Genomic DNA, 15,809 nt, shown 5'->3' on the forward strand with positions numbered 1-15,809 from the left:
TACAAAACTATTCCGACGGGCAGACTTTTCATGCCTTCGGCCAAAGCAGGCATAATACCGCGCCTTACCCATTCCAGTGGTTTTTCGCGCGTGTCCGGTGCCCCTTTGAACAAGACTTCGAACGTTGTCCGCCCCTCGGCGTGTCCGGGGTTGCTGCGTATCGTGCAGGCATTGGACGGGGGGATCTGCCGTATCAAACTCGCCGGCGGCGAACTGGGTGCGGACCAGGCCGAGGCCGTCGCCGAAGCCGCCGAGCGGTATGCTGGGGGAACGATCGAGGCGACCAACCGCAGCAATCTGCAGATTCGAGGTATCGGTGAACGTCATCAGGCCTTGATCGAGCACTTGCTGCAGGCTGGCTTGGGTCCACGGGACGCGGCCGGTGACGACGTGCGCAATGTCATGCTCGGCCCCACCGCCGGCATCGACCCCCGCCAGGTCGTCGACACGCGCCCACTGGCGGCCCAGGTCATCCACAGCCTGGAAACCGAGCCGCGCTTCCATGCGCTGTCGGCCAAGTTCGCGGTGCAGTTGCACGGCGGCGAGCGCCTGGCGATGCTCGAGCATCACCACGATCTGTGGCTGTCGGCCTTCGAGCGTGATGGACAGTGCTGGTGGGCGTTCGGCCTGGCCGGCTGTCCCGGGAGCGACCCTGCCGTGGGCGCCGTGCCTTTCGACCAAGGCCATGCCTTGGTGGCGGCGGTGTTGGACCGCTTCCTCGAATTGGCGCGCCCTGAACACACGCGAATGCGCGATCTGCTTGCCGACGCCTTCTTCGCAGGCAAGGGGCTCAGCCGCCCGCCTCGCTCCCACAGGATCCTCGTCGCTGATACCAGCATGCCAGCCACCACAGCCAAGGCAGGCAAGATTGCTGCACCTGTGGGAGCGGGCCCTGCCCGCGAAGAGGCCGCCACTGACACTACCCAGGCATTCCTCAGCACCCTGGGTCTGCCTGTTTGCCCTGCACCACTTGGCAGGCCGCTGGCCACCTTCAAACTGGGCATCCAGCCACAGCGCCAACCGGGCCTGAGCTTCATCTGCACCCTGGCCCCCCTGGGACGGCTGACCCCAGCGATGCTGCGCGGCGCCGCCCAGCTCGCTCGCGAACACGGCAACGGCACCCTGCGCATGACCCCGTGGCAGGGCCTGCTGCTACCTGACCTGCGCGATCCCGAACCCGTGCTCCAGGCCCTGACCCAGCTGGGCTTCATCACCGGGCCGCAACAGCCCTTGGCGGCCATGATCGCCTGCACGGGCGCCAGCGGCTGTGCCAAGGGCCTGGCCGACACCAAGGCGGACGCCGTTCGCCTTGCCACCTTGCTGCCTGCACGGGCCCCCTTGAGCGTCCACCTGAGTGGCTGCCCGCGTTCCTGCGCTGCGGCCCACGTCGCCCCGGCGACCCTGCTGGCCAGTAGCGCCGGCCACTATGACCTGTATCTGCGCGACGCCGAACGACCCGGATTCGGGACTCTGCTCGCGCGCCATCTTTCACTGGATGCGGCCGCTGCCCTGCTGCGCGACCGCTCACGGAGCGACACCCATGATTGACTACATCCGCGATGGTCAGGAGATCTATCGCAACTCCTTCGCCATCATTCGTGCCGAAGCGAAGCTGGATCAGATCCCCGCAGACCTGGAAAAGCTCGCCGTACGGGTCATTCACGCCTGCGGCATGGTCGATGTCGTGCAGGACCTGCGCTTCTCGCCCGGCGCCGGCAAAGCCGGCCGCGACGCCCTTGCCGCCGGCGCGCCGATCCTGTGCGACGCGCGCATGGTCGCCGAAGGCATCACCCGCGCCCGGCTGCCTGCGAACAACCAGGTGATCTGTACCCTCAAGGACGACAGCGTGCCAGCCCTGGCCCAAGCCTTGGGCAACACCCGCTCGGCGGCTGCGCTGGAGCTGTGGCGGCCCCATCTGGAGGGCTCGGTCGTGGTCATCGGCAACGCGCCGACTGCGCTGTTCCACCTGCTCGACATGATCGATGCCGGCGCGCCCAAGCCCGCCCTGATCCTCGGCTTTCCAGTCGGTTTCGTCGGCGCGGCTGAGTCCAAGGCGATGCTGGCGGCGGACAGCCGTGGCGTGCCGTTCGTCATCGTCGAAGGCCGCAAGGGTGGCAGTGCCATGGCCGCCGCCGCGGTCAATGCACTGGCCACGGAGGTCGAGTGATGCAACCGCGTGGCCGTCTGCTGGGACTGGGCGTAGGCCCGGGCGATCCCGAACTGATCACCGTCAAGGCGCTGCGCCTGTTGCGCGAGGCGCCGGTGGTGGCCTATTTCGTCGCCAAGGGCAAGAAGGGCAACGCCTTCGGCATCATCGAGGGCCACCTGCAGGCTCTGCAAACCTTGCTGCCGCTGGTCTACCCGGTGACCACCGAAGCGCTGCCAGCGCCGCTGTCCTACGAGCAGGTCATCAGCGATTTCTACGACACCGCCAGCCTGGACGTCGCCGCGCACCTGGATGCCGGCCGCGACGTGGCAGTGATCTGCGAGGGCGATCCGTTCTTCTATGGCTCCTACATGTACCTGCACGACCGGCTCGCCGAGCGCTATGAAGCCCAGGTGATCCCTGGCGTCTGCTCGATGCTCGGCGGTGCTTCGGTGCTGGGCGCACCCTTGGTGTATCGCAACCAGAGCCTCTCGGTGCTCTCGGGCGTGCTGCCGGCGGACGACCTCAAGCGTCGCCTGGCCGACGCCGACGCCGCCGTGATCATGAAGCTGGGCCGCAACTTTCCCAAGGTCCGCCAGGTGCTGATCGAACTGGGCCTGGGCGAGCGCGCCCTGTATGTCGAGCGCGCCACCATGGCCAACCAGAAGATCGTCCCCCTGGCCGAGGTCGATCCGACCTCGTCGCCCTATTTTTCCTTGATCATCGTTCCGGGTGAGAGGTGGCAAGGCTGATGAACGCCCCAGCAATCGTCATTCTCGGCAGCGGTGCCCTGACCACCGCGCGGCGCCTGCAGCAACTCTATCCACAGGCGCTGATCCACGGCCTGGCCGAGCGCGTGACCGGTGTCGAGCGCAGCTATCAGGACTTCGGCGCCACCTTGCGTCAGTTGTATCGACAGGACACCCCGATCATTGCCCTGTGCGCGGCGGGCATCGTCATCCGCTGCCTGGCGCCGCTCCTGCTGGAGAAGGGCGCCGAACCGCCGGTGCTGGCCGTGGCCGAAGATGGCAGCGCGGTGGTGCCGCTGTTGGGTGGCCTGGCCGGGGTCAACGTGCTGGCTCGCGAGATTGGCGCAGGCCTGGGAATTGCGGCTGCGATCACCACCAGCGGCGAGCTGCGCTTCGGTACCTGCCTGCTCAACCCGCCCAGCGGCTATGCCCTGGCCGACCTGGAACTGGGCAAGCGCTTCGTTTCCGACCTGCTCGCCGGTGAGCGGGTGCGCGTCGAAGGCGCCGCGCCCTGGCTCGCCGACGCACGGCTGCCCGAAGACGCACAGGCGCGCCTGGCCATTCATGTTGGCAGCGAGGCGCGGGCACCGGTTGCCCACGAACTGCTCATCCATCCGCGCAACGTGCTGGTGGCGGTGAATTCAGCGTTGCCCCATTTGGCGGAGGCCGTGCGTGACGCACTGCAGGGCCGTCGTATTGCCCTGCCATCACTGGCGTGCCTGCTGGCGGACGAGGGCGCCATGGCCGATTCTGCGCTGCACGATGCTGCCGCCGACTTGGGCGTGCCGCTGCGGTTTGCCCCGGCGCAAGGCTCGCTGGTGCAGATGGCCGGCCACGCGGTGCCGCAGTCGTCGCCCGTGGCGATCGGCGAACACATGGCAGTCGCCATGGCCGAGCAGCCACTGGACCTGTCAGGTATTGGCCGGCCGCGCGGACGTCTGGCCGTCATCGGCCTGGGCCCCGGCGCCGCCGACCTCATGGTCCCGGCGGTCAAGACGGAGCTGGCGCGTGCCAACGACATTCTGGGCTACGAGACCTACGTGCGCATGGCCGGCCCGTTCCGCGCCGATCAGGTGCTGCACTGCACCGACAATCGCGAAGAGATGCAGCGTGCCCGGCACGCGTTCGAATTGGCCGCTCAGGGTCGCTCGGTGGTGGTGGTGTCGTCCGGTGACCCCGGCGTGTTCGCCATGGCGGCTGCGGTGCTGGAAGCGCTGCACGAATCCGCCGACCCGAGTTGGCACGCGGTAGAGCTGCAGATGCTGCCAGGCGTCTCGGCCTCCCTGGCCACGGCGGCCCAGGCCGGCGCACCGCTGGGCCACGATTTTTGCGTATTGTCGCTGTCCGACAATCTCAAACCCTGGGCCATCATCGAGAAGCGCCTGGACCTGGCCTGTCAGGCTGATCTGGCCCTGGCGTTCTACAACCCGATTTCCCGCTCGCGGCCGTGGCAACTGGGCAAGGCGCTGGACATCGTTCGCCTGCATCGCACGCCTGCCACCCCCGTGGTGCTGGGCCGCGACATCGGCCGTCCCGGCCAGACCTTGCGGGTCATCACGCTGGGCGAGCTGACGCCTGAGCAAGTGGACATGCGCACCATGGTGCTGGTGGGTTCTTCCACTACCTGCACCTTCGCCAAGGCCGCAGGCGGCACCTGGGTATACACCCCACGCTGGTACGGCACCAAGCCCTGATCTACAAACGAACACCAACCGCTGCCGAACGCCCCCTGTAGCAGCGGCGCAAGCCGCGTCAGGCTGCACCGCGCATTTCCTGACGTACCGCGTGTGACGCCGACGCGGCTCGCACCAGCCCTGTAGCAGCGGCGCAAGCCGCGTCCGGCCGCACCGCGCACTTCCTGACACACCGCGTTTGCCGCCGACGCGGCTCGCGCCGCTGCTACGGGGTCAGGGGGTTTTCAACGGGGGGGATGATGGCCTCGCGCTGGGAGGCCCAGTGCTCCACCAGTTCGCGCAATTGCGACATTTCGATCGGCTTGGCCATATGCCCGTCCATGCCGGCCTGGCGCGCCTGCTCCTTGTGCTCGCTGAGAATATGCGCGGTCAGCGCCACCACCGGTGTGCGCACGCGCTGGTTGCCCATTTCCCAGGCACGCAACTGACGGGTCGCCGAGAAGCCGTCGAGAATCGGCATTTCACAGTCCATCAGCACCAGGTCGTAACGCTGGGCCTTCATCGCCTTCAGGGCTTCCTCGCCATTGCTGGCCGTGTCGGGATGCAGGTTGAGCTTGCCGAGCATGCCGCGGATCACCTTGGTGGAAATGTTGTTGTCTTCGGCCACCAGAATACGAAAGTCACCTGGCACATCGATCGGCGCCAGGTGGGCGGCAGCGAGTGGCGGTGCCTCGCTTTCTCCACGATGGCTGAGCTCGTCGGCCAGGGTGGTCTTGAGGGTGTACCCGGCCACCGGTTTGGCCAGGATGCGCTTGATCCCGGCATTGCGCGCGACCACCTTGCTCGGCGCATTGCTGATACCGGTAAGCATGATCAACAGAATGTCGTGGTTCAGGCTTGGATCTTCCTTGATCTTCGCGGCCAGCTGCATGCCGGTCATGCCGGGCATGTTCTGGTCCAGCAAGACCACGTCGAAATAGTCACGCAGGTGCGCCTTGGTTCGCAGCAAGGCCAAGGCCTCCTTGCCCGACGGCACGGAGCTGACATTCAGGCCCCAGGCACTGCACTGCTGCACCAGTACCTTGCGGCAGGTCTCGTTGTCGTCGACCACCAGCACCCGCGCGTTCTTGAGCGGCAGGTCGAGGTCCGAAGAGGGCTGCTCGAGGCGTTGCGGATCCAGCGGCAGGGTCAGCCACAGGGTGCTGCCATGCTCGCTGCCGCTCTTGATGCCGAAATCTCCCTTCATCAACAGCACCAGTTGGCGGGCGATCACCAGCCCCAGATGCCCGCTCAGGCGGTTGCCGTCGAGCAGGTTGGTACTGCGCAATTCGGTGTGCAGCAGCGCTTCGCGTTCGGCGCCGGGCATTGGTTCGCCACTGTCCTGCACGGCGATGCGCAGGCGCGGGGTGGCGCTGCGCTGGTCGAGCGCCACCACCAGCAGGATCTCGCCCTGGTCGGTCTTCTTCAGCGCATTGTCCAGCAGGCTCAGCAGCGCCTGGCGCAGGCGTGTCGGATCACCACTGATGACTCGCGGAACCTGGGGCTGGGTAAAACTGATCAACTCGATGTTCTGCTGCTCGGCCTTGGCGCGAAAGATGTTCAGGCAGTCTTCGATCAGGGCGTGCAGGTCGAACTGCACATCGTCCAGTTCGATCTGCCCGGATTCGATCTTGGAGATGTCGAGGATCTCGTTGATCAGACCGAGCAGCTCATTGCCGGCACTGTGGATGGTCTGCACGTAGTCGCGTTGCTTGACCGACAGCGGTGTGCCCAGCAACAGTTCGGTCATGCCCAGGACGCCGTTCATGGGGGTGCGGATCTCGTGGCTGAGCTTGGCCAGGAATTCCGCCTTGGCGTTGATCTCGGCAGTGCTGGCCGCCAGCTGCCGGCTGGCGCTGAAGCGATCCTCGCTGATGCTGCGCAGGCGCTGGGTCAGCGCGGCGTTGAGGATCACCCCGCCCACCATGGCAAACCCGAGCAAGGTGAAAATCAGCCACTGCGAAGGTGTGCGGGTCAGGCCCAGCAGCGCCGGCAATACCACCAGGCACCCCAGGTTGCACACCAGCAGCCCCAGGCAGAAGGTGCGTGCCGGGCGATAGCCCTGCAGCCAGTGCCAGATGCCGATCATCAGCATGGTCATGCTGGTCAGGGCCAGCAGGCCGTAGGCGAAGAAGTTGAACGGCAGGCCGTCGATGAACAGCAACAACAGCCCGCACAGGGCGATCAGGGCAACCTCGGCCTTGATGATGCGGTTGGAGCGCTGATGGCCGCGTACGGCGAAGAAACGCAGGCAGAACATCAGCCCGGTCATCGATGCCAGCAGCAGTGCGCTGTAGGCGGCGGGTGTACGCGCTGCCGGCCACAGCGAAACCCAGGGCCCGGTGAAGTTGAACAGGATCAGGGCCGAGGCCAGCAGGCAGGCCTGGGAGCAGGCCAGCCACAGGCTGCTGCTGGAGCGGCGATGGGCGAAGCACATCAGGTTGTGCAGGATGAGCATGGCAACGCAGCCCAGCAGCAGCCCGAACAGCAACGGCTCCCGTTGATCGGCGGCCGCTGCGGAAGAGGATTGCAGAACGATGCTGGGGCGGATCTGGTGTTCGGAGGCAATACGCAGGTACACGTCGAGATGCTTCTGGCTCACCGGCAAGGTCAGCAGATGGTCGCTGCTGGCCAGCGGCGCCTCGGTGTTGGCATCGGTGTCCGACGACACACGCCTGATCAGCGTGTCGGCGTCGAGCACATAGAAATCCAGGGCCTTCAGGTCAGGGCAGAAAATACGCAGCAACAATTCCTGGTCGGTCGGCGGCAGGCGATAGTGCAGCCACAACGCGCCGTTGGGCCCGGCCGCGTTGACCTGGCGCAGTTGCACCGGGGCGAACTGGTTCTGGAAGCGTTCGGAGCGCACGTCGCCCAACTGCAGCCGGCCGTCTTCGTCCATCAACATCGACCAGCCGCCCACCGACTCTGCCTGGGCGCCGAGCACACAGAGCAGGGCCAGCAGGCCGGCGGTGAATCCTATGGCAGTCCTGAGCCAGCGCAAGGCGAAATCCCTTCGTAGATGAATGCCTGATTATAGCCGCGTGCGCCATGAAACGTGTGTCGGGGGCTTGAAGCCCCCGACAGTCACCACGCTTATTTGCCGCTTTCGCGGGCAATGGCCCGGTAGCCGATGTCATGGCGATAGAAACAACCCTGCCAATCGATCTTCGCGGCCAGCGCATAGGCCTGGCGCTGCGCGGCGCCGACGCTGTCGCCCAGTGCCGTGGCGCACAGCACGCGGCCACCTGCGGTGACGACCTGGCCATCCTTGAGCGCGGTGCCCGCATGGAACACCTTGCCGGTCTCGGCAGCCGCCGCGTCCAGGCCGCCGATCGCATCACCCTTGGCATAGTCGCCCGGATAGCCACCCGCCGCCAGCACGATGCCGACACTCGGCCGTGGGTCCCACTGAGCCTCGACCTTGTCCAGCGCCTGGGCGAAAGCCGCTTCGATCAGCAGGATCAGGCTCGACTGCAGGCGCAGCATGACCGGTTGGGTTTCGGGGTCGCCGAAACGGCAGTTGAACTCGATGACCTTGGGGTTGCCGGCCTTGTCGATCATCAGCCCGGCATAGAGAAAACCGGTGTAGACATTGCCTTCTTCCGCCATGCCGCGCACGGTCGGCCAGATGACCTGATCCATGACCCGCTGGTGAACCTCGGCGGTCACCACCGGGGCAGGGGAGTACGCACCCATGCCGCCGGTGTTCGGGCCGCTATCGCCGTCGCCCACGCGCTTGTGGTCCTGGCTGGTGGCCATGGGCAGCACGTTCTTGCCATCGACCATGACGATGAAGCTGGCTTCCTCGCCGTCGAGGAATTCTTCGATGACCACCCGCGAACCCGCGTCACCGAAGGCGTTGCCGGCGAGCATGTCGCGTACGGCGTCTTCGGCTTCCTGCAGGGTCATGGCAACGATCACGCCCTTGCCCGCAGCCAGGCCATCGGCCTTGATCACGATCGGCGCACCTTTTTCACGCAGATAGGCCAGTGCCGGCTCGATCTCGGTGAAATTCTGGTAATCGGCGGTAGGAATCTTGTGCCGCGCGAGGAAATCCTTGGTGAAGGCTTTCGAACCTTCGAGCTGGGCCGCGCCTGCGGTGGGGCCGAAACAGTCCAGGTTGCGCGCGCGGAACAGGTCGACCACGCCAGCCACCAGCGGCACTTCAGGGCCGACGATGGTCAGCGAAACGTTCTGTTCGGCGAAGTCCGCCAGTTGCTCCAATGCCAGCACGTCGATAGCGACGTTCTCGCACTTGGCCTCGGTGGCGGTACCGGCATTGCCCGGTGCCACGAAAACTTTCTGGACCCGTGGGTCCTGGGCGACTTTCCAGGCCAGCGCATGCTCGCGCCCGCCGCTGCCGATGATCAATACGTTCATGGTTCAAAACCTCGGTAAAGCGGAATTCTAGGGGTGTTCGCGGTACACCGCGTAACGACCTGACGCGGCTTGCGCCGCTGCTACAGGGGCGGCGTACCCGTGAAACATCACTGTAGGAGGCCGCATCTTCAATGCGGCCGTCGCCAGATCAGTGGCGGAAGTGGCGCATGCCGGTAAATACCATGGCGATGCCGGCTTCGTCAGCGGCCGCAATCACCTCGGCATCGCGCATCGAGCCGCCCGGTTGGATCACGGCGGTGATGCCCACCTTGGCGGCATTGTCCAAGCCGTCGCGGAACGGGAAGAACGCATCCGACGCCATGACCGAGCCCTGCACCTGCAAGCCGGCATGTTCAGCCTTGATCGCCGCGATGCGCGCCGAATTCACCCGGCTCATCTGCCCAGCACCGACGCCGATGGTCTGGCGGTTCCTGGCGTACACGATGGCGTTGGACTTGACGTACTTGGCGACTTTCCAGGCGAAGATCAGGTCATGGATTTCCTGCTCGCTGGGCGCCCGGCGCGTGACTACCTTGAGGTCATCGGCACCGATCATGCCGATATCCCGGCTCTGCACCAACAGACCGCCGTTGACCCGCTTGTAGTCCCACGCCTCGGCACGCTCGGCCGACCATTGACCACACGCCAACAGGCGCACATTGGCCTTGGCCGCCACGATGGCGCGGGCTTCCTCGCTGACGCTCGGGGCAATGATCACTTCGACGAACTGACGCTCGACGATGGCCTTGGCAGTGGCCGCGTCCAGCTCGCGGTTGAAGGCAATGATGCCGCCGAACGCCGATTCGGTATCGGTGGCGTAGGCCAGTTCGTAGGCCTGACGGATGCCGCCCTCGGCGTCCGGGCACACGGCCACGCCGCAGGGGTTGGCATGCTTGACGATGACGCAGGCTGGCTTGACGAAGCTCTTCACGCATTCCAGGGCGGCGTCGGTATCGGCCACATTGTTGTAGGACAGCTCCTTGCCCTGCAGCTGGGTTGCCGTGGCAATGCCCACTTCGGCCGGCTGCGCCTCCACATAGAATGCCGCTTTCTGGTGCGGGTTCTCGCCGTAGCGCATCTCCTGCGCCTTGACGAACTGGCTGTTGAAGGTCCGCGGAAACTCGCCGCGGCCTTCGGTGCCCAGGCGCTCGCCGGTCTGGTCGATGGTGCCCATGTAGTTGGCGATCATGCCGTCGTACGCGGCGGTATGTTCGAACGCCTTGAGCATCAGGTCGAAGCGCTGCGCGTAGGTCAGGCCGCCGGCCTTGAGCCCGGCCAGCACTTGGGCATAGTCACCGGCGTTGACCACGATGGCCACGTCCTTGTGGTTCTTCGCCGCCGAACGGACCATGGTCGGCCCGCCGATGTCGATGTTCTCGATGGCTGTGGCCAGGTCGCAGCCAGGCTTGGAAATCGTCGCCTGGAAGGGGTAGAGGTTGACCGCCACCAGATCGATCGGCTGGATGCCGTGCTCGGCCATGATCGCGTCGTCGGTACCGCGGCGGCCGAGGATGCCGCCATGGATCTTCGGATGCAGGGTTTTCACGCGGCCGTCCATCATCTCGGCGAAGCCGGTGTAGTCGGCCACTTCCACGGCGGCCACGGCGTTGTCGCGCAGCAGCTTGAAGGTACCGCCGGTGGACAGGATCTCGACGCCAAGGGCTTCCAGTTCGCGGGCGAATTCAACGATTCCGGTCTTGTCGGAAACGCTGATCAAGGCGCGGCGGATCGGCAGGCGGGTGGTCTGGTCGGTCATCACGATTTCCATCTTCAAAGCGTAGAAGTCAACAAAAAAGGCGAACCGCTGGGTCGCCTTTTCTGGTTTGAATGCTTCGGTTACAGCAGGTCGTACTGCTTGAGTTTCTTGCGCAGGGTGCCTCGATTCAGGCCCAGCATCTCGCTGGCCTTGGTCTGGTTGCCCTTGACGTGGTTCATGACGCTTTCAAGCAGGGGAGCTTCGACTTCGGACAGCACCAGGTTGTACACGTCCGTGACGGAGGCGCCTTCGAGGTGGGCAAAGTAGTTGTGCAACGCCTTCTCGACACTGCCGCGCAGGGTCTGGCCCTCTTCGCTCGGCGTGTTCAGATGCTGCTTGAGGTTTACATTGTCGCTCACAGGCGTTGTTCCACTCACTAAAGTCTCGCTCATCATCGTCATGCGGCCACCTCTTTCGCGTCCCTTTCACCAAGGCTTCTATAGCGCTCGCCGAAAAACTCGCGAACGTTGGCGCATTGCTCTTGCGTCTCTTGCAGCCCATTGAAATGGCTGCGAAATTCACGCCCGCCAGGCTGTGTACACAGGTACCAGCCAACATGCTTGCGGGCGATGCGCACGCCCATCACATCACCGTAAAAGGCGTGCAGGGCCTGCAGATGTTCCAGCAGAATGCTTTCCACTTCACTCAACTGCGGTGCCGGCAGCAGCTCGCCGGTGCGCAGGTAATGCTCGATCTCCCGGAAGATCCAGGGCCGACCCTGGGCCGCGCGCCCTATCAGCAGGCCGTCGGCACCGGTCGCCTGCAGTACCTGCCGGGCCTTGTGCGGTGAATCGATGTCGCCATTGGCGAAGACCGGGATGGACACCGCCTGCTTGATCGCAGCGATGGTGTCGTATTCGGCTTCGCCGGTGTAGAGGTCGGCGCGTGTGCGACCGTGCACCGCCAACGCGGCAATGCCCGACTGCTCGGCAATCTTTGCAACAGCGATGCCATTGCGGTTGGAGCGGTCCCAGCCCGTGCGAATCTTCAAGGTCACCGGTACATCCACGGCGGCCACCACAGCTTCCAGAATCTGCGCCACCAGCGCTTCGTCCTTGAGCAAGGCAGACCCCGCCGCCTTGTTGCACACCTTCTTCGCCGGGCAGCCCATGTTGATATCGATGATCTGCGCCCCGGCCTCCACGTTCGCCCGTGCCGCCTGGGCCAGCATCTGCGCGTCCCCTCCGGCGATCTGCACCGAGCGTGGCTCGGGATCGCCCGCGTGGACCATGCGCAGACGGGACTTGCGGCTGTTCCACAGGCTCATGTCGCTGGTGACCATTTCCGACACCACCAGGCCTGCGCCCAGGCGTTTGCACAACTGACGAAAGGGCTGGTCGGTAACCCCGGCCATGGGGGCCAGGATCAGCGAGTTGTTCAAGGTGTATGGGCCGATGCGTACCGCCGACATAGGACTTCCCTGTTGTGGGGCCGGATCATGAGAGTTCGAAAAAGGGTTGGCATAATACCCGCTCTCGATGACGGGTTAAAGATAGATTTGGATAAAATCTGAACAGTTATCTGCCCGCGCGGACAGCTTTGAACAGGCGCAGTCCACCCTTGCCCCAGAGCATCTGGCTATTCGGGCGAGCGGAAACTGAGGCTGTAATTGACCGCCGAAGGGCCTGGGTCGAGGATGTCCAGGGCAATGTGGATGGGCGTTTGCGGCGGCATCTCGGCCTTGCCGGCCAACTCGCCGTCGAGGTATTCGCTGGGCTTGAAGCGACGGCTGGCGATCAACTGGCCATTGAGGTCGGCAAAGCGCAGCTCCAGCAACGGAAAAGGCTGCGAGAACGCCGCGCGGTTGTAGATGATCGCATCCACCACCAGCGCCCCGGCGAACTCGGGATGGCTGCGCACCACCAGGTTGCTGCTTTTTACCAGGGCAATATCGACCTTGGCCGGCACACTGCAGCCTATAACGGGGCACAGCTGCTGGAACAGCGGCCGGTACTGGTCCTGACGGGCCAGTTCGGCGAAATGATAGACCACGTACTGCACGCCCAGGCCCAACGCGGCAACGATCGCCAGGCCCAGCCACAACAGGCGCTTGCCCCAGTGCGAGCGGGGCTTCTCCCAGGCCAGTTGCATCGGCTCGTCCAGCAGGTCGGCCAGATCGTCCTCATCCCGCACGGCAGGTTCATTGCGGGTTGCCTGGCCCTTGCGAGTGCTGGTGGCGGCAGCAAGAGGCGGCTCGTCTCGATCATGCTCGTCGAGTGCCGATAACCGGCCGTGGCCATCCACCGACGGCTCGTCATCGACGTGGGCCTGGTCGAGGGCCTCGGAATGGGAAAACGAAGGCTCTGTCCGCTTGGCAGGTGTCGGCGCTTGGTCTTCGTCCAGTGCCGGCAGCCGTTCGATGATCGGTGGCAAGGCCGCCGCATCGGTATCGGCGTCGTCCCGGCGCGCGCTCAGGCTGTCCATTCTGGGAGTGTCACCCAGCTCGAGCCGATCCAGGTCTATGTCACCATTGGTCCACGGCCGCGGAGCCAGCTCCGGCGGTCTGGGCAAATTGGCCGGGGTCAGGGTCGCGCTCTGTTCGAGCAGCTGTCGGGCCGCATTGAAGACCTGCAGGCAGGAGCCGCAGCGAACCACGCCGCGCGCCACGCTCAACTGGTTGTGGCTGACGCGGAAGCTGCTTTGGCAATGCGGGCACTGGGTGACGAAACTCTCGCTCATGCGCAGGTCCTGGTAGGGCCGGGGGACATTCTGGATGGAGCTCAGCGGCGACGGCCGCTGATGCGTACCCAGCCGTCACGGTTGGCAATCGGATCCAGCTCGAAGTCCTGTGCGTAGGCTGCCGCGACTTCTTCGCCCTGTTCGGCGAGGATGCCGGACAGCGCCAGCAGTCCGCCAGGCCGGACCAATCCGCTGAGCTGGGGTGCGAGGCTGACCAGGGGACCTGCAAGAATGTTGGCGACCAGCACATCGGCCTGCTGAGCGGGGAGGTCGGCAGGCAGGTACACCGGGAAGCGATCGTCGGCAATGCCATTGCGCTGGGCGTTGTCGCGTGAAGCCTCCAGCGCCTGCACATCGATGTCGGTGCCAACCGCCTGACGCGCGCCCAGCAGCAACGCAGCGATGGCCAGAATGCCCGACCCGCAGCCGAAATCCAGCACCTGCGTGTCCTGCAGCTGCTGCCCGTCCAGCCATTCCAGGCACAGTGCCGTGGTCGGATGGGTGCCGGTGCCGAACGCCAGGCCTGGGTCCAGCAGCAGGTTGACCGCCTCGGGTTCCGGGGCCTGGTGCCAGCTGGGCACGATCCACAAACGGCGGCCGAAGCGCATGGGCTGGAAATTGTCCATCCAGCTGCGCTCCCAGTCCTGGTCCTCGATCACTTCGGCGTGATGCTCGGGCAGGGCGGCGTCGGTCAACAACTGCAAGTGGGCGAAGACTGCGCCGGCGTCGGTGTCGGCTTCGAACAGCGCCAGCAAGTGGGTGTGCGACCAGAGCGGCGTGGTATTAAGTTCGGGCTCGAAGATCGGCTGGTCTTCGGCATCCATGAACGTCACGGACACGGCACCGACTTCCAGCAGGGCGTCTTCATAGGTTTCGGCTTGTTCTGGGCTGATGGCCAGACGGACTTGCAGCCAAGGCATGGCAGGCACCTTCGATCTAAACGGGGGGCGCAGCACGGTCGCTGCGACAAGCGCGCCAGTTTACGCGAGGAGACGCGCGAGGACCAAAAAAAACCCGGCTCGAGAGCCGGGTCTTTTTTACATCCATACCTTTATGTCTACAACCGAATCACTTCTGGCTGGCCAGTTTGTGTTCCAGGTAGTGGATGTTGACGCCGCCTTTGCAGAAACCCTCATCACGGACCAGATCGCGGTGCAAAGCGATGTTGGTCTTGATGCCGTCCACGATGATCTCGTCCAGGGCATTGCGCATACGGGCCATGGCCTCGTCGCGGTCCTTGCCCCAGGTGATCAGCTTGCCGATCAGCGAGTCATAGTTCGGCGGTACCGCATAGCCACTGTACAGGTGCGAATCGACGCGAACGCCATTGCCGCCCGGTGCGTGGAAATGCTTCACGGTGCCGGGGCTCGGAATGAAGCTCTTCGGGTCTTCGGCGTTGATCCGGCACTCGAGCGAGTGACCGCGAATGACCACGTCGTCCTGGGTGAACGAGAGCTTGTTGCCGGCGGCGATGCTGAGCATCTCCTTGACGATGTCGATACCCGTGACCATCTCCGATACCGGATGCTCTACCTGCACGCGAGTGTTCATCTCGATGAAGTAGAACCGGCCGTTTTCGTAGAGGAACTCGAAGGTACCGGCGCCGCGGTAGCCGATCTCGATGCAGGCCTTCACGCAACGCGCCAGGACTTCCTCGCGCGCTGCTTCGTCGATGCCCGGTGCCGGTGCTTCTTCCAGCACCTTCTGGTGCCGGCGCTGCAGCGAGCAGTCACGGTCGCCCAGGTGGATTGCCTGGCCCTGACCGTCGGACAACACCTGGACTTCCACGTGACGCGGGTTGGTCAGGAATTTTTCCAGATACACCATCGGGTTGCCGAACGCGGCACCGGCTTCGGTGCGGGTCAGCTTGGCCGAGGCGATCAGGTCTTCTTCCTTGTGCACCACGCGCATGCCGCGACCACCGCCGCCGCCAGCGGCCTTGATGATCACCGGATAGCCGACTTCACGGCCGATGCGCAGGGCCTCTTCCTCGTCTTCGGGCAGCGGGCCATCGGAGCCGGGCACCGTCGGTACGCCCGTGGCGATCATCGCGTGCTTGGCCGACACCTTGTCGCCCATCAGGCGAATGGTTTCTGCAGTCGGGCCAATGAAGGCGAAACCGGATTTCTCGACCTGCTCGGCGAAGTCCGCGTTCTCGGCGAGAAAGCCGTAGCCTGGGTGAATGGCAGTGGCGCCAGTCACTTCGGCCGCGGCAATGATCGCCGGGATATGCAGATAGGACAGGTTCGCAGGCCCCGGCCCGATGCACACCGACTCGTCAGCCAGGCCAAGGTGCATGAGCTCCTTGTCGGCCTTGGAGTAGACGGCAACGGTCTTGATGCCCAGCTCTTTGCAGGCACGCAGGATCCGCAAGGCGATTTCGCCGCGGTTGGCGATCAGAACTTTTTCCAACATCGCAGGCTCTC

Annotated in this window: 12 protein-coding genes; 4 read left to right on the plus strand and 8 right to left on the minus strand. The window is 64.8% G+C overall.

Annotated elements, in window-relative coordinates; genetic code table 11:
• Positions 1-30: 30 nt before the first annotated feature.
• Genes cobG through cobJ form a run of 4 tightly spaced genes read left to right on the plus strand, consistent with a single transcriptional unit; the run spans position 31 to position 4,589 of the window.
• Positions 31-1,548, plus strand: a complete 1,518-nt coding sequence (gene cobG / locus IFT80_RS11895; RefSeq protein WP_192102917.1) for a precorrin-3B synthase — start codon at positions 31-33, stop codon at positions 1,546-1,548.
• Positions 1,541-2,167, plus strand: coding sequence for a precorrin-8X methylmutase (locus IFT80_RS11900; RefSeq protein WP_122480317.1), 627 nt, complete (start codon positions 1,541-1,543; stop codon positions 2,165-2,167). Before cobG ends, IFT80_RS11900 begins: the two co-directional genes overlap by 8 nt.
• The gene (locus tag IFT80_RS11905) at positions 2,167-2,898 is read left to right on the plus strand and encodes a precorrin-2 C(20)-methyltransferase (protein WP_122480316.1); all 732 of its coding nucleotides are present in this window, start codon (positions 2,167-2,169) and stop codon (positions 2,896-2,898) included. The genes IFT80_RS11900 and IFT80_RS11905 overlap by 1 nt, the downstream gene beginning before the upstream one ends.
• Entirely contained in the window at positions 2,898-4,589 is a 1,692-nt protein-coding gene (gene cobJ, locus IFT80_RS11910) for a precorrin-3B C(17)-methyltransferase (RefSeq protein WP_192059113.1), read from the plus strand. The genes IFT80_RS11905 and cobJ overlap by 1 nt, the downstream gene beginning before the upstream one ends.
• Positions 4,590-4,794: 205 nt before the next feature.
• Here the strand turns inward: cobJ and IFT80_RS11915 are convergent, their stop codons facing one another.
• The 8 genes from IFT80_RS11915 to accC all read right to left on the minus strand — a co-directional run bounded on the left by IFT80_RS11915 (position 4,795) and on the right by accC (position 15,798).
• On the minus strand, positions 4,795-7,569 hold the full coding sequence (locus tag IFT80_RS11915; RefSeq protein WP_192059115.1) for a hybrid sensor histidine kinase/response regulator: 2,775 nt from the start codon (positions 7,567-7,569) through the stop codon (positions 4,795-4,797).
• A 92-nt stretch (positions 7,570-7,661) separates the two neighbouring features.
• A complete protein-coding gene (purD, locus tag IFT80_RS11920) occupies positions 7,662-8,948 on the minus strand; it encodes a phosphoribosylamine--glycine ligase (protein ID WP_185795277.1) in 1,287 nt (428 codons plus the stop codon).
• A gap of 148 nt (positions 8,949-9,096) precedes the next feature.
• Positions 9,097-10,704, minus strand: a complete 1,608-nt coding sequence (purH, locus tag IFT80_RS11925; RefSeq protein WP_122480312.1) for a bifunctional phosphoribosylaminoimidazolecarboxamide formyltransferase/IMP cyclohydrolase — start codon at positions 10,702-10,704, stop codon at positions 9,097-9,099.
• A gap of 80 nt (positions 10,705-10,784) precedes the next feature.
• Positions 10,785-11,105, minus strand: coding sequence for a DNA-binding transcriptional regulator Fis (gene fis / locus IFT80_RS11930; protein ID WP_049861977.1), 321 nt, complete (start codon positions 11,103-11,105; stop codon positions 10,785-10,787).
• Entirely contained in the window at positions 11,102-12,115 is a 1,014-nt protein-coding gene (dusB, locus tag IFT80_RS11935; protein WP_192102925.1) for a tRNA dihydrouridine synthase DusB, read from the minus strand. The genes fis and dusB overlap by 4 nt, the downstream gene beginning before the upstream one ends.
• 167 nt (positions 12,116-12,282) lie before the next feature.
• Positions 12,283-13,383 (minus strand): DUF3426 domain-containing protein, encoded by a 1,101-nt coding sequence (locus IFT80_RS11940; RefSeq protein ID WP_192059119.1) that lies wholly within the window; start codon positions 13,381-13,383, stop codon positions 12,283-12,285.
• Between the two features lie 41 nt (positions 13,384-13,424).
• Complete coding sequence (prmA, locus tag IFT80_RS11945; protein WP_122480309.1) at positions 13,425-14,303, minus strand: 50S ribosomal protein L11 methyltransferase; 879 nt, start codon at positions 14,301-14,303, stop codon at positions 13,425-13,427.
• Between the two features lie 148 nt (positions 14,304-14,451).
• Entirely contained in the window at positions 14,452-15,798 is a 1,347-nt protein-coding gene (accC, locus tag IFT80_RS11950) for an acetyl-CoA carboxylase biotin carboxylase subunit (RefSeq protein WP_043190993.1), read from the minus strand.
• Positions 15,799-15,809 lie beyond the last annotated feature (11 nt).

The sequence above is a fragment of the Pseudomonas sp. CFBP 8771 genome (genome assembly GCF_014841695.1).
Lineage (GTDB): Bacteria > Pseudomonadota > Gammaproteobacteria > Pseudomonadales > Pseudomonadaceae > Aquipseudomonas > Aquipseudomonas baltica.

Coding starts and splice junctions, on each gene's coding strand:
- IFT80_RS11900 (WP_122480317.1), top strand. CDS start 1,541: ATGATTGACTACATCCGCGATGGTCAGGAGATCTATCGCAACTCCTTC.
- accC (WP_043190993.1), bottom strand. CDS start 15,798: ATGTTGGAAAAAGTTCTGATCGCCAACCGCGGCGAAATCGCCTTGCGG.
- purD (WP_185795277.1), bottom strand. CDS start 8,948: ATGAACGTATTGATCATCGGCAGCGGCGGGCGCGAGCATGCGCTGGCC.
- cobJ (WP_192059113.1), top strand. CDS start 2,898: ATGAACGCCCCAGCAATCGTCATTCTCGGCAGCGGTGCCCTGACCACC.
- dusB (WP_192102925.1), bottom strand. CDS start 12,115: ATGTCGGCGGTACGCATCGGCCCATACACCTTGAACAACTCGCTGATC.
- prmA (WP_122480309.1), bottom strand. CDS start 14,303: ATGCCTTGGCTGCAAGTCCGTCTGGCCATCAGCCCAGAACAAGCCGAA.
- purH (WP_122480312.1), bottom strand. CDS start 10,704: ATGACCGACCAGACCACCCGCCTGCCGATCCGCCGCGCCTTGATCAGC.
- cobG (WP_192102917.1), top strand. CDS start 31: ATGCCTTCGGCCAAAGCAGGCATAATACCGCGCCTTACCCATTCCAGT.
- IFT80_RS11940 (WP_192059119.1), bottom strand. CDS start 13,383: ATGAGCGAGAGTTTCGTCACCCAGTGCCCGCATTGCCAAAGCAGCTTC.
- fis (WP_049861977.1), bottom strand. CDS start 11,105: ATGACGATGATGAGCGAGACTTTAGTGAGTGGAACAACGCCTGTGAGC.
- IFT80_RS11905 (WP_122480316.1), top strand. CDS start 2,167: ATGCAACCGCGTGGCCGTCTGCTGGGACTGGGCGTAGGCCCGGGCGAT.